The organism is Bradyrhizobium sp. HKCCYLS3077, from assembly GCF_051167555.1.
Lineage (GTDB): Bacteria > Pseudomonadota > Alphaproteobacteria > Rhizobiales > Xanthobacteraceae > Bradyrhizobium.
Genome location: NZ_JBNPTH010000010.1, coordinates 185,785 through 198,550, shown reverse-complemented (window position 1 = coordinate 198,550; position 12,766 = coordinate 185,785). Strand labels below are relative to the sequence as shown.

General features: G+C 66.7%; 11 protein-coding genes. 3 read left to right on the top strand and 8 right to left on the bottom strand.

What is annotated here, in order from left to right; all coding sequences use genetic code 11:
- Positions 1-34: 34 nt before the first annotated feature.
- Complete coding sequence (locus tag ACQR0Z_RS32285) at positions 35-2,008, bottom strand: ABCB family ABC transporter ATP-binding protein/permease (protein ID WP_434921330.1); 1,974 nt, start codon at positions 2,006-2,008, stop codon at positions 35-37.
- Positions 2,009-2,234: 226 nt separating this feature from the next.
- Here ACQR0Z_RS32285 and ACQR0Z_RS32280 point away from each other — a divergent pair, with 226 nt between their 5' ends.
- Entirely contained in the window at positions 2,235-2,837 is a 603-nt protein-coding gene (locus ACQR0Z_RS32280) for a TIGR00730 family Rossman fold protein (protein ID WP_434857633.1), read from the top strand.
- Positions 2,838-2,840: 3 nt separating this feature from the next.
- Here the strand turns inward: ACQR0Z_RS32280 and ACQR0Z_RS32275 are convergent, their stop codons facing one another.
- The 4 genes from ACQR0Z_RS32275 to cysS form a co-directional block, all read right to left on the bottom strand.
- Entirely contained in the window at positions 2,841-3,218 is a 378-nt protein-coding gene (locus ACQR0Z_RS32275) for a VOC family protein (protein ID WP_434921329.1), read from the bottom strand.
- Between the two features lie 109 nt (positions 3,219-3,327).
- Complete coding sequence (cimA, locus tag ACQR0Z_RS32270; RefSeq protein WP_434921328.1) at positions 3,328-4,926, bottom strand: citramalate synthase; 1,599 nt, start codon at positions 4,924-4,926, stop codon at positions 3,328-3,330.
- Positions 4,923-5,423 carry a GNAT family N-acetyltransferase gene (locus ACQR0Z_RS32265; RefSeq protein WP_434921327.1) on the bottom strand — a complete coding sequence of 167 codons (501 nt, stop codon included), beginning with the start codon at positions 5,421-5,423 and terminating at the stop codon, positions 4,923-4,925. The genes cimA and ACQR0Z_RS32265 overlap by 4 nt, the downstream gene beginning before the upstream one ends.
- Before the next feature lie 115 nt (positions 5,424-5,538).
- Positions 5,539-6,948 (bottom strand): cysteine--tRNA ligase, encoded by a 1,410-nt coding sequence (gene cysS, locus ACQR0Z_RS32260; RefSeq protein ID WP_434921326.1) that lies wholly within the window; start codon positions 6,946-6,948, stop codon positions 5,539-5,541.
- Positions 6,949-7,322: 374 nt separating this feature from the next.
- Here cysS and ACQR0Z_RS32255 point away from each other — a divergent pair, with 374 nt between their 5' ends.
- Entirely contained in the window at positions 7,323-7,631 is a 309-nt protein-coding gene (locus ACQR0Z_RS32255) for a hypothetical protein (protein ID WP_434921325.1), read from the top strand.
- 153 nt (positions 7,632-7,784) lie between these two features.
- Complete coding sequence (locus ACQR0Z_RS32250; RefSeq protein WP_434921324.1) at positions 7,785-8,951, top strand: DUF2865 domain-containing protein; 1,167 nt, start codon at positions 7,785-7,787, stop codon at positions 8,949-8,951.
- 23 nt (positions 8,952-8,974) lie between these two features.
- On the opposite strand, the gene ACQR0Z_RS32245 is transcribed toward ACQR0Z_RS32250, so the two are convergent.
- Genes ACQR0Z_RS32245 through ACQR0Z_RS32235 form a run of 3 tightly spaced genes read right to left on the bottom strand, consistent with a single transcriptional unit; the run spans position 8,975 to position 12,075 of the window.
- A complete protein-coding gene (locus tag ACQR0Z_RS32245; RefSeq protein ID WP_434921323.1) occupies positions 8,975-10,321 on the bottom strand; it encodes a nitrilase-related carbon-nitrogen hydrolase in 1,347 nt (448 codons plus the stop codon).
- A 12-nt stretch (positions 10,322-10,333) separates the two neighbouring features.
- Positions 10,334-10,687 carry a diacylglycerol kinase gene (locus ACQR0Z_RS32240; RefSeq protein ID WP_434921322.1) on the bottom strand — a complete coding sequence of 118 codons (354 nt, stop codon included), beginning with the start codon at positions 10,685-10,687 and terminating at the stop codon, positions 10,334-10,336.
- Entirely contained in the window at positions 10,687-12,075 is a 1,389-nt protein-coding gene (locus ACQR0Z_RS32235; RefSeq protein WP_434921321.1) for a class II 3-deoxy-7-phosphoheptulonate synthase, read from the bottom strand. Before ACQR0Z_RS32235 ends, ACQR0Z_RS32240 begins: the two co-directional genes overlap by 1 nt.
- Positions 12,076-12,766 lie beyond the last annotated feature (691 nt).

Below are 12,766 nucleotides of genomic sequence, written 5' to 3'. Positions count from 1 at the left end.
TCCTTGCGTTCGGATCACGGCAACCGCCGAGAATTCACTCGGCCGCACTGGCAACGGACCCGGGCAGTTCGGGTCCGCTCATGTCGGGCTCGCCCCGCGCCGGCGGATTGCGGTTGGGCGCAGCGGCGTCGTCGCCGATCTTGGCCAGCTTTTCGCGCGCCTCCTCGGCCTCGCGCTGCCGGTTCCACATGCTGGCATACAGCCCGCCTCTGGCCAGCAGCTCGCCGTGGGTGCCGCGCTCGGCGATCCGGCCGCGGTCGAGCACAATGATCTCATCGGCCGCGACGATGGTCGAGAGCCGGTGCGCGATGACGAGGGAGGTGCGGTTGCGCGACACGCGGTCGAGCGCATCCTGGATCTCCTGCTCGGTATGGCTGTCGAGCGCCGAGGTTGCCTCATCGAGCACCAGGATCGGCGGCCCCTTGAGGATGGTGCGGGCGATGGCCACGCGCTGCTTCTCGCCGCCGGACAGCTTGAGACCGCGCTCGCCGACCTGGGTTTCGTAGCCCTTCGGCGCCATCTTGATCAGCCCGTCGATCTGAGCGAGGCGCGCCGCTTCCTCGACGGCGGCATCGTCCGCGTCCCAGCGCCCGTAGCGGATGTTGTAGCGGATGGTGTCGTTGAACAGCACGGTATCCTGCGGGACCATGCCGATCTGCGCGCGCAGGGACACCTGGCTGACCGCGCGGATGTCCTGCCCGTCGATCAGGATGCGGCCGCCGGAGACGTCGTAAAGCCGGAACAGCAGCCGGGAAATCGTCGACTTGCCGGCGCCGGAAGGGCCGACGATGGCGACCGTCTTGCCGGCCGGCACCTCGAAGCTCAGCCCCTGCAGGATCGGCCGATCCGGCTCATAGGCGAAACGGACGTCCTCGAAGCGCACCGCGCCCGAGCTCACGACCAGCGGCCTGGCGCCCGGCGCGTCCTTCACCTCGGCATCCCGCGTGAGCACGCCGAACATCTTCTCGATGTCGATGATCGCCTGCTTGATCTCGCGATACACCATGCCCATGAAATTCAAGGGCTGGTAGAGCTGGATCATCATGCTGTTGATCATGACGAAGTCGCCGACCGTGTTGCGGCCTTCGCGGACGCCATGGGCGCACATCAGCATGGCGACCGTCAGCCCGATCGTGAAGATCACCGCCTGCCCGGCATTGAGCACCGCGAGCGAGGTATAGGTCTTCACGCTGGCACGCTCGTAACGCTCCATCGAGCGGTCGTAGCGATCGGCCTCGCGCGCCTCGGCGCCGAAATATTTCACGGTCTCATAGTTGAGCAGCGAGTCGATCGCCTTGGTATTGGCCTCGGTATCGGAATCGTTCATCCGCCGACGGATCTCGATCCGCCACTCGGTCGCGATATAGGTGTAGTACAGATAGGCCGCGACCATCGTCAGCGTGACCAGCACGTAGCGCCAGTCGAACTGCCACAGCAGCACGGCCGTCAGCAGCGACACCTCGACGATGGTCGGGATCAGCTGCAGGATCACCATGCGGACGATGGTCTCGATCGCGTTCCGCCCCCGTTCGAGCACCCGGGTCAGCCCGCCGGTCTTGCGCTCCAGGTGGAAGCGCAGTGACAATTCGTGCATGTGGACGAAGGTGATGGTCGCGAGCTTGCGCACCGCATGCATGGCGACGCGGGCAAAGATGCCGTCGCGCCATTGCGTCAGCACTGCCATCAGCACGCGCATGCCGCCATAGCTCGCGGTCATCACGATTGGCGAGGCCACCAGCCAGAACGCCCAATTGTCGGGTTGGACCGGTGCGGTGTTGGCGCCCGTCAGCGCGTCGGTGGCCCATTTGAAGGTGAAGGGCAGCACCAGGGTCGCGACCTTGGCGGCGAGCAGCAGCACCACCGACCACAGCACGCGCATCTTCAGATCGGCGCGATCACTCGGCCAGATGAAGGGCCACAGGTGCCGCAGCGTGCCGGCCAGCGTTCCCTGCTCCAGGGAGGCGGGAGACTCGGCGGCACCGTGATGAGGAGACGAATCGGGAGGCATCAAACGATCTGGAACAGCGGCGATGTTGGCCTGTTATGAGGCGGGGCAGCCCGCTCCATATAGAGTGTTCGACCGCCAGATGCACCCGTGCGTCGACGGAATCCGTTGCGGCGGCGCAGTAATTGCATAACTTGATTCAGATCGGTTGGATTGCCCGTAAATCCCCGCGAACCACCCGGTCCGCCCTCGTCTTGACGCCTTTCAGCTGCAGTGTCACATCCATCATATGACTGAAATCCGCACCGTCTGTGTCTATTGCGGCTCCGGCCCGGGCACCAATCCCAGCTTCATCGAATCGGCGAAAACCCTCGGCAAGGCGCTCGCCGAGAACGGCGTCAGGCTCGTCTATGGCGGCGGCTCCATCGGCATGATGGGCGCAGTCGCCAAGGCCGTGCTCGACCATGGCGGCGACGTCACGGGCATCATTCCGGACTTCCTGGTGAAGAAGGAGGTCATGATGCCGCTCAAGGACCTCATCGTCACGCCCGACATGCATGAGCGCAAGCGGCTGATGTTCGAGCACTCCGACGCGTTCGTCGCCCTGCCCGGCGGTATCGGCACGCTCGAGGAACTGGTCGAGCAGCTCACCTGGAAGCAGCTCGGGCGCCACGCCAAGCCGGTGCTGATGGCCAATATCGACGGCTTCTGGGAGCCGCTGTTTTCGTTGCTCGCCCACATGCGCGAGACCGAGTTCATCCGGCCGGGCTTCCAGATCGAACTGCTCAAGGCCGACCGCGCCGAGGACATCCTGCCGCGCCTGCGCGAGGCGGCCGCCCGCGTCGCCAAGGAAGAGACCGAGATGGTACCGGAGATCGCCAAGCGGCTCTGACTCCTACTCGCTCGGAAATGTGACGGCCTCGATCCGGTTGCCATCGGGATCGAGCACGAAGGCGGCATAGTAGCGCACGCGATCATGCGGCCGCAGCCCCGGCGCGCCATCGGAGATACCGCCCGCCTCCACCGCCGCCGCATGGAATGCATCGACCTGGCCGGTGGTCTTTGCTCTGAAGCAGAGATGCGACCCGGTATCAGCCGGAACGCGCGCCATGCTGGGGCGGAGATTGATCCAGAGTTCCGGATAAGTCTTGCCGAAGCCGATATTCGTCGGCCGTTCGACGAGCCGGGTCATGCCCAACTGCGCCAGCGCCAATTCGTAGAAGCGCGCACTGCGGGCGAGATCACTGACGCCGACAGAGATGTGGTCGATCATGCGTTTGCCCTCGGCCTCTCCACGTCATTGCGAGGAGCGAAGCGACGAAGCAATCCAGGGTCGCGCATGCCGCCCTGGATTGCTTCGCTCGCAATGACGAAGCATCATCTCATCCCGCCGCGCCTGACTTCACCAGCTTGTAGAACACCGAATCCATCAGCGCCTGGAACGAGGCGTCGATGATGTTGGGCGATACGCCGACCGTGGTCCAGCGCTCGCCGGTCTCGTCCTCGCTCTCGATCAGCACGCGCGTCACCGCCTCGGTGCCGCCATTGAGGATGCGGACGCGGTAGTCGATCAGCTTCAATCCGTCGATGAAGCCCTGGTACTTGCCGAGATCCTTGCGCAAGGCGACGTCGAGCGCGTTCACCGGACCGTTGCCTTCGGCGGCCGAGATCAGCCGCTCGCCGGCGACGTCGACCTTGACCACGGCGAGCGCCACCGTGACGCGCTCGCCGAGCGCGTTATAGCGCTGCTCGACATTGACGTCGAACTGCTCGACCCGGAAATACTCCGGCACCGAGCCCAGGGTGCGCCGCGCCAGCAGCTCGAACGAGGCGTTGGCGGACTCATAGGCATAGCCCATGGCCTCGCGCTCCTTCAGCTCTTCGACGAGCCGCGTCAGCTTCGGATCAGTCTTGTTGAAGGGAATGCCGCCGCGCTCGAGCGCCGCGATCACGTTGGAGCGGCCGGCCTGGTCAGATACCAGCACCTTGCGATGATTGCCAACGCTCTCGGGCAGCACATGCTCGTAGGTGTGTGGGTCCTTCAGCACGGCGGAGGCATGGATGCCGGTCTTGGTGACGAAGGCGCTCTCGCCGACGTAAGGCGCGTGGCGGTTCGGAGCGCGGTTCAGCATGTCATCGAGCGTACGCGACACCTTCATCAGCCCGCCGAGCTGCTGGTCGGAGACGCCGATCTCGAAGCGATCGGAAAACTCGGTCTTCAGCTTCAACGTCGGGATCATCGAGCACAGATTGGCGTTACCGCAGCGCTCGCCGAGGCCGTTCAAAGTGCCCTGGATCTGGCGAACGCCGGCCCGCACCGCCGCGAGCGAATTCGCCACCGCCTGCTCGGTGTCGTTATGGGCGTGAATGCCGAGGTGATCGCCCGGTACATGCTTGACGACCTCGCCGACAATGGCCTCGATCTCATGCGGCATGGTCCCGCCATTGGTGTCGCACAGCACGACCCAGCGCGCGCCGGCCTCATAGGCAGTGCGGGCACAGGCCAGCGCGAACTCGGCGTTCTCCTTGTAGCCGTCGAAGAAGTGCTCGCAGTCGAGCATCACCTCGCGCCCCGCGGCCTTGGCCGCCCCGACGCTGTCGCGGATTGAGGCGAGGTTCTCCTCGTTGGTGGTCTCCAGCGCCACGCGCACCTGATAGGCCGAGGATTTTGCGACGAAGCAGATCGCATCCGCCTTGGCATCCAGCAGCGCCGCGACACCCGGATCATTGGAGACCGAGCGCCCCGCGCGGCGGGTCATGCCGAACGCGGTGAACCGGGCGTGTCCCAGCTTCGGCCGCTCGGCGAAGAATTCCGTGTCGAGCGGATTGGCGCCGGGATAGCCGCCCTCGACATAGTCGATGCCGAGATCGTCGAGCAGGCGCGCGATGACCTGCTTGTCGGCGAGCGTGAAGTCGACGCCGTTGGTCTGCGCGCCGTCGCGCAAGGTGGTGTCGAACAGATAGAGACGCTCTCTGCTCATGCCTGCGCCCCTTCGCCGAGCGCCTTCTTCATCGTGGTGTTGGCGAGCCACTCGCCATTGATCGAGACGCTGTTGCGCTGCTGCGCGACGTAGCCGCGCTTGCGGAAGAAATCGACCGCGGTGTCGCTGGCATCGACGGAGAGGCCTGTCGTGCCGCGCGCCCCCGCCAGCTTCTCCAGCGCGTCGCACAGCATGGCGCCGACGCCCTGCCCGACCGCGCTCGGATGCACGTAGAGCATATCGATATGGTCATTGCCCTTGAGCGCAGCGAAGCCGACCGGCGAGCCCTGCAAGGTCGCGATCAGAGTCAGCTCCGACGCCAGCTTCTTGCCGAAGCTCGCCTCGTTCTCGGCGGCGGCGGCCCAGGCCTCCTGCTGCTCCTCGCTGTAGTCGTCCGAGGTCAGCTCCTGGATGCTGGCGACGAAGATCGCGGCGAGCAGCGGCGTGTCGGTGGGGAGAAACGGCCGCAGCGCGGCCTTCGGAATTGCCTGTCCCATGTCCGTCACCACATGCCGTAGAGCTTCGTGACCAGCGCCACCGCGCCGGCGATCAGCACCAGCTTCAGTCCGATGTAGTACAGCCAGTGTCTGGGGAATGGCGTGTCGGGCCTGCTCATCGCGCGATCTCCCAGGTCGTCACCGGCTTGCCGTCGGCGCTTTTGCCATCCTTCAGCACCACGCCCATCGCGGCGAGTTCGTCACGGATGCGGTCGGATTCCTTGAAGTCCTTGCGCCCACGCGCCGCAGCGCGCTCGGCAATCAGCCCTTCAACTTTGGCGGCATCGACGCCCTTGGCCTGCTGCTTGCGGGCTTCCCACTGCGCAGCCGTGTCGGACAGGAAACCGGCAAAGCGCAGTGAGCCCGAGAACGCCGCGCGTTCGGCTTCGCTGCCCGCAGCCGCCCGCGAACGCAACGCATGCAGTTCGGCGATCATCAGCGGCGTGTTGAGATCGTCGAGCAGCGCGGCGACCACCGCGGGGTCCGGCTGCTCGCCCGGTGCGTCGGCCGCGACGCGGTACCAGTCGTCGAGCGTCTTGGCGCTCTCCTCGAGGTTCTTGAGCGTCCAGTCGGCCGGCGAGCGGTAGTGCATCTTGAGCATGTTGAGGCGCAGCACCTCGCCGGGCCAATCCGCGAGCAGGTCACGGATGGTCACGAAGTTGCCGAGACTCTTCGACATCTTGGCGCCCTCGACCTGCACGAATTCGTTGTGCAGCCAGTAGTTCGCCATGACAGACGTGCCGTGGGCGCAGCGCGACTGCGCGATCTCGTTCTCATGATGCGGGAAGATCAGGTCGAGCCCGCCGCCATGGATGTCAAAGACCTCGCCGAGATAGGCGGCGCTCATCGCCGAGCACTCGATGTGCCATCCGGGGCGGCCGCGGCCCCACGGGCTATCCCAGCCCGGCTCGTCGGCCGAGGACTGCTTCCACAGCACGAAGTCGGCCGGGTTCTTCTTGTGCGCGTCAACCGCGACACGCGCGCCGGCGAGCTGCTCGTCGAGCTTGCGGCCCGACAGCGCGCCGTAATCCGGCATTGACGACGTGTCGAACAGCACCTCGCCGCCGGCCTCATAGGCGTGGCCGCGCGCGATCAGTTGCCGGATCAGCGTCACCATGTCCGCCTTGCCGTCGGGGCGCGGCAGCACGAACTCCGTCGCCCGCGGCTCGAAGGTCGGCGGCAGGCTGCCGAGCGCAGCCGCGTCGCTGTGGAACTGGTTCGCGGTCACCTCGGTGACCTTGCGGATCGCCTCGTTCAGCGGCAGCCCGGGAAAGTCGCGCGCCGCGCGCGCATTAATCTTGTCATCGACGTCCGTGATGTTGCGGACGTAGGTGACGTGATCCTTGCCGTAGATGTGCCGCAGCAGCCGGAACAGCACGTCGAAGACGATCACCGGGCGCGCATTGCCGATATGGGCGAAGTCATAGACCGTCGGTCCGCAGACATACATGCGGACATTGTCGGGATCGAGCGGCACGAAGGGGCGCTTCTCTCGCGATGCGGTGTCGTACAAACGCAATTCCATGGTCCGTCCCCGAATGCCCTTGCTCGCGTCCCGCCAAGGCGAGACGTCACGGATGCCCTACGCCAGCCGACGGTCCGCAGGCGGACCAGCCACGGCAAATTCACGCCTCCGACCTGCCGGCCGGGCGTCCTGATCATCTCTGTTGAGAAAAGACGGCCTCAGCCAGCGAATCGCTAGCGAATAATCTCGCGGCAAATGCAGCAGATGGCGAGGAAACCGTTCATGGGTTTCACCATGATGCAGCGGGATGTTGCCGTCAAGAGCCGCAAAACGGCCGCTTTCGCCGCCCAAATCCACGCGCCCTGCCTCTTGGTTAATCATTGTTAACCTTTTTGGCCTAACCATGGGTTGTCTCCTCCATCGACCGGTGCACCATGCGAATCTCTTCGGCGCTGCTCGCCTGCTCTGTCCTCCTTGCCGTCGCGAGCACCGCTCGCGCGGAGAGCCGCATCTTCATCATCGCCAACGAATCCGACGGCTACGGCGTCGACCAGTGCCTGGCCAAGGGCGACAGATGCGGCGCCTCGGCGGCGCGCTCCTACTGCCAATCACGCGATTTTGCGCAGGCCTCCTCCTACCGTCGTGTCGACCCCGAGGAAATCACCGGATCGGTGCCGAAAGCGGCTGGAAATTGCGCCCGCGGCGCCTGCAGCGACTATGTCGCGATCACCTGCCAGCGCTGAGGCCCGCGGGAACAGCCGCTTCCGCCTTCCGCCCGCCCCGGAATCGACGTGACGCTGCCCGACAAAGCGGCTATGGGAAGCCCGCCGCTGCCGCGATTTTTCCGAATTCTGTGCTAGCTCCGCGGCAGCACCCATGGACCGGAATACCGCATCTTGATCGCATCCCTGTCTCCGCGCCTGCTGGCCTTCACTGCGCTGCTCGGACTGTCCCTGACCGGCTCGCACGCCCTGGCGCAATCCAGTTCCGATTCCTATGCGCAGATGCCGCCCGGACCGCCTGTTGCACAGGCCGGCGTGAACCCGATCTGCCCCCGGCTCGAGGCGCAGCTCGCCTCGATCGAGCGCGGCGGCGGTGGCGGCGATCCCGGACGCGAGGACCAGATCCGGCGCTATCAGGACGCGGCCGCCAAGCAGCAGGCCGAACTCGATCGCGTCAGCACGCAGGCCAAGCGGATGGGCTGCGACAGCCCCGGCTTCTTCTCGATCTTCAACGGCCGCGCGGCCGAGTGCCAGCCGGTCAACAACCAGCTGCAGCAGATGCGCGCCAATCTCGACCAGATCACCGGCAGCCTGGAGCGGCTGCGCGGCGGCGGTTTCGGCGGTGAGCGCGACAACCAGCGCCGCTCGGTGCTGGCCGCGCTCGGCCAGAACAATTGCGGCCCGCAGTATCAGCAATATGCGAATCGCGGCGGCGGAGGTGGCGGCGGCAACTTCCTGACCAATCTGTTCGGCGGCGGCGGCGAGACCAACCCGGCCGCCTCGCTGCCGCCCCCCAGCGCCGATCTCGCCGCACCGCAGGGCACCTACCGGACCGTCTGCGTGCGCACCTGCGACGGCGCCTATTTCCCGATCTCGTTCGCCACCGTTCCCGGCCGCTTCGCCGATGACGAGCGCGCCTGCAAGGCGCAATGCCCCGCCGCCGAGGCGACCTTGTTCACCTATCGCAATCCCGGCGAGGACATGAACCAGGCGGTCTCGGTCAATGGCCAGTCGTACACCGCCCTGCCGAACGCGTTCAAATATCGCACCGAGTTCAACCCGACCTGCTCCTGCAAGGCGCCGGGTCAGACCTGGGCCGACGCACTGAAGTCGATCGACGAGCGAGCCTCGGCGGCCGAACAGGGCGACATCATCGTCACCGAGGAGAGCGCCAAGCGGATGCAGCAGCGCCAGAGCGGCAAGCCGCCGGCCACCGCTGCCAAGAAGGGCGCCGCTCCTGCCGAGACCGCGCCGCAGACCACGACCGCCGACACCACGACCGGCGCGGGCGGCGACAAGCAGATCCGCACGGTCGGACCGACCTTCATCCCGGCGCGTTGAGCAATCTCGCCGGGACATCTGCATCATCCTTCCATCCCGGCGCGGGCGATGAGATCGGGCGAGATCACCTCGCCTGATCGGCCGAACGCGCCCGCGGGAGTCCAGCGATTGCGCAGCGCGGCCAGACGAACCATCTGCGCCGGGGTGATGCCGCCGAGCGCAGCGACGATGCCGCCTCGGCCGGCGATCTCGCCGCTGGCATCAACGGCAAGCGCGCCCGCATGATTCGCCAGCGCCGTCAGCAACGTGCTGCGAACCCGCGCCAGCAGATCACGATGGGCGTCGTCCGGCAGCGGGCCGGGCAGGATCTTTTCGACACCTTCGATGGCCGCCGCAATCGGCACGATCTCGGCGGGGACGCCGAGCCGTGCCGCGGATGCCATCGCCTCGTCCGGCAGCCGCGTGTCCGGCCCGGACAGCAGCACGGCGCGAACCTTGTCGGCGCCGAGAGCATCGACAGCCAGGCCCAGTGACAGCGCGGGCTCGATGCCTGCCGCCAGACCGAATACCGCGCCGTTCAAGCCTGCCTTGCCGACGCGGTCGCGCAGGCGGAGCATATGAGCGGCGTAGTCCGCCTCGTCGCCCTCGGTCGGCTTGGCGACCGGCCCGCTGCACTGCCAGCCGTCATCTCCCCTGTGCCATGTCAGCGTGGTCACATCCTCGACGAAGCCCGGCAACTGCGCCGCGATCGAGAGATCGGCGTTGAGCGCAAAGGATGCGCCGTCGAACACCTCGCCGTCGTGACCGCCGGTCTGATTGAGCCAGAGCAGCGGCAGGTCGCTTTCGGTGACGCGCGCTACGGCCGCCGACAGCCGCCGGTCACCTTCGCCGCGGATGTAGCGCGCGGCGGCCGCGACCACGATCAGCTCAGCGCCGGTCTCCGCCAGCGTCTCGACGACGTTCTCGTCTGCAGGCTGCTCGGGCCAGATGTCCTCGCCGATCGCAACGCCGATGCGCATGCCGCGCACGCTGACCGGGCCGGCCGCGGGGCCGCGCGTGAACAGGCGCTGCTGATCACCCGGCAAATTGGTCTTGAAGCGCGTCGCGGCGATGCGCCCGCCGTCGAGCAGTGCGACGGCATTGGAGAGCTTGCCGCTCTCGTCCCACGGCGTGCCGATCAGCACCGCCGGCCCGCCATCGGCGGTCTCGCGCGCCAGCGTCTCGATCGCGGCGCGGCTGTCGGCCCGCACGCTCGGCATCGCGTCTCGTGTGAGACCACCCGCAATGAACAGCTCAGGCAGCACCACGAGATCGGCGCCATCCGCCGCCGCCCTCGCTCGCGCCTCCCGGGCCTTCGCGACGTTACCCGCGATGTCCCCCACCGTGGGATTGAGCTGGGCCAGCGTGATCCGGAAGATATCAGCGGCCATCGCTCACGCCGTTCACAACCATCCGAGCCGCTCGGCGATCGCGAACAGCCAGAAGCTGCCGGACATCAGCAGCGCGACGCCGACCGCGGCCGAGCCGAGATCCTTGACCTGGCCGATCTTCGGATCGTGGTCGGTGGTGAGGCGGTCGGCGAGCTTCTCGATCGCGGTGTTCAAGAGCTCGACCACGAGCACCAGCAGCATGGCGCAGACCAGTTCGACGCTGCGCATCGGCGTCGCGCCGATCACATAGGCGAGCGGCAGTGACAGGATCAGCGCGATCACCTCCTCGCGCACCGCCTGCTCGGAGCGGAGCGCGAAGGCGAGGCCATTGCGCGAGTTGAGCGTCGCGCGCCAGAAGCGCAGCATCAGAAGCCCGCGACCGCCGGCATCGGGGTGGATTTGCCGCCGCGCTGCTGCTTCAGCAGCTCGGCGATCAGGAACGCCATGTCGATCGACTGCTCGGCGTTCAGCCGGGGATCGCACACCGTGTGATAGCGGTCGTTGAGATCCTCGTCCGAAATCGCGCGCGCGCCGCCGATGCATTCGGTGACGTCCTTGCCGGTCATCTCCAGGTGGATGCCGCCGGCATGGGTGCCCTCGGCGGCATGCACGGCGAAGAACGCCCGCACCTCGGAGATGATGCGGTCGAACGGCCGGGTCTTGTAGCCCGAATTCGAGGTGATGGTGTTGCCGTGCATCGGATCGCACGACCACACCACCTTGCGCCCTTCCCGCTGCACCGCGCGGATCAGCCCCGGCAGGTGATCGCCGACCTTGTCGGCGCCGAAGCGGTTGATCAGGGTCAGCCGTCCCGGCTCATTGTTGGGGTTGAGAATGTCGATCAGCTTGATCAGCTCGTCCGGCTTCAGCGACGGGCCGCATTTCAGGCCGATCGGGTTCTTGATGCCGCGGAAATATTCGACATGGCCATGATCGAGCTGGCGGGTGCGGTCGCCGATCCAGATGAAATGGCCTGACGTGGCGTACCAGTCGCCCGTCGTCGAATCGACGCGGGTGAAGGCCTGCTCGTAGCCGAGCAGCAGCGCCTCGTGGCTGGTGTAGAAGTCGGTGGCGCGCAGCTCGGGATGGCTCTCGAGATCGAGGCCGCAGGCGCGCATGAAGTTGAGCGCCTCCGAGATGCGGTCGGCCAGCTCCTTGTAGCGCCTCGACTGCGGTGAGTCCTTGACGAAGCCGAGCATCCACTGGTGCACGCTGCCGAGATTGGCGAAGCCGCCGGTGGCAAACGCGCGCAGCAGGTTCAACGTCGCCGCCGACTGCCGGTAGGCGTCGAGCTGGCGCTGCGGGTTGGGGATGCGCGCCTCGGGCGTGAAGGCGGTGTCGTTGACGATGTCGCCGCGATAGCTCGGCAGCTCGACGCCGTTGACCTTCTCGGTCGGCGACGAGCGCGGCTTGGCGAACTGGCCGGCGATGCGGCCGACCTTCACCACCGGCACCGCGCCGGCATAGGTCATGACCACGGCCATCTGCAGCAGAACGCGGAAGAAGTCGCGGATATTGTTGGCGCCATGCTCGGCGAAGCTCTCGGCGCAGTCGCCGCCCTGCAGCAGGAAGGCTTCGCCGGCCGCGACCCGCGCCAGCGATTTCTTCAGGTTGCGCGCCTCGCCGGCGAACACCAGCGGCGGGAAGGTCGACAGCTGCGCCTCGACCTCGGCCAGCGCCTTCTGGTCGGGATAATCAGGCACCTGCTGCACCGGCTTGGACCGCCAGCTCTCCGGGCTCCAGCGCTCCGTCATGGCTCTCTACTCCCTCTCGGCAACCGCACGCCTGTTCCCCCGCCGCGGCGCGCGCCTTATACACAGCCTGCCCGGCAACTGCCATCCGGAATTTAGGTTGTCCGGCCAAGCCGTTGCGGCTGCGAGGGATTTCAGGCCTGGCTTGAGACTCCAGATCGAGCTCCCTGCTCTCCCTTCCGTTGCTGCGCTCGGCGCCTCCACACCCACCGCCGTCATCCCGGCGAACGCCGGGATCCATAGCCACCCGTCCCATGTCGTGAAACGAGGTGGATGGACTTGCGCCAACCAATGGCTGCCGCGGAGTATGGATCCCGGGTCGGCGCCCCGCCGCCGCTTCGCGCCGTCGCGGCTGGCCCGGGACGACAGCGGAGTGGGACGCGACGGCGCCGGTCGTCCGGCACGCGTTCTCGATCCCGCGACACGAATGCCCGAGGTCTCATGGAGCGGCTCGCCCTCGCGAACAATCGGAGGGCGCAGGGAATGCCGGACGATGGCCTCGCCCATGGCCCGCCTGCTGAAAAAATGCAGGCGGCAGGTACCACAGGTTCAGCCGATCATTCCGGCATTCCCTGCGCGACGGTCTTAACGCTTATACGCAGTCTGCCTGGTGCGCCGGGCTTGTTGGCCACCATTGCCCGCGCGGCGCACAAGCGCCATCACGAACGTAGCACCAGCATCGGGGTGCCAGCAC

Bases quoted from the DNA above. Each gene is read 5' to 3' on its own strand.
- ACQR0Z_RS32285 (WP_434921330.1), bottom strand. From the start codon at position 2,008: ATGCCTCCCGATTCGTCTCCTCATCACGGTGCCGCCGAGTCTCCCGCC.
- ACQR0Z_RS32280 (WP_434857633.1), top strand. From the start codon at position 2,235: ATGACTGAAATCCGCACCGTCTGTGTCTATTGCGGCTCCGGCCCGGGC.
- ACQR0Z_RS32275 (WP_434921329.1), bottom strand. From the start codon at position 3,218: ATGATCGACCACATCTCTGTCGGCGTCAGTGATCTCGCCCGCAGTGCG.
- cimA (WP_434921328.1), bottom strand. From the start codon at position 4,926: ATGAGCAGAGAGCGTCTCTATCTGTTCGACACCACCTTGCGCGACGGC.
- ACQR0Z_RS32265 (WP_434921327.1), bottom strand. From the start codon at position 5,423: ATGGGACAGGCAATTCCGAAGGCCGCGCTGCGGCCGTTTCTCCCCACC.
- cysS (WP_434921326.1), bottom strand. From the start codon at position 6,948: ATGGAATTGCGTTTGTACGACACCGCATCGCGAGAGAAGCGCCCCTTC.
- ACQR0Z_RS32255 (WP_434921325.1), top strand. From the start codon at position 7,323: ATGCGAATCTCTTCGGCGCTGCTCGCCTGCTCTGTCCTCCTTGCCGTC.
- ACQR0Z_RS32245 (WP_434921323.1), bottom strand. From the start codon at position 10,321: ATGGCCGCTGATATCTTCCGGATCACGCTGGCCCAGCTCAATCCCACG.
- ACQR0Z_RS32240 (WP_434921322.1), bottom strand. From the start codon at position 10,687: ATGCTGCGCTTCTGGCGCGCGACGCTCAACTCGCGCAATGGCCTCGCC.
- ACQR0Z_RS32235 (WP_434921321.1), bottom strand. From the start codon at position 12,075: ATGACGGAGCGCTGGAGCCCGGAGAGCTGGCGGTCCAAGCCGGTGCAG.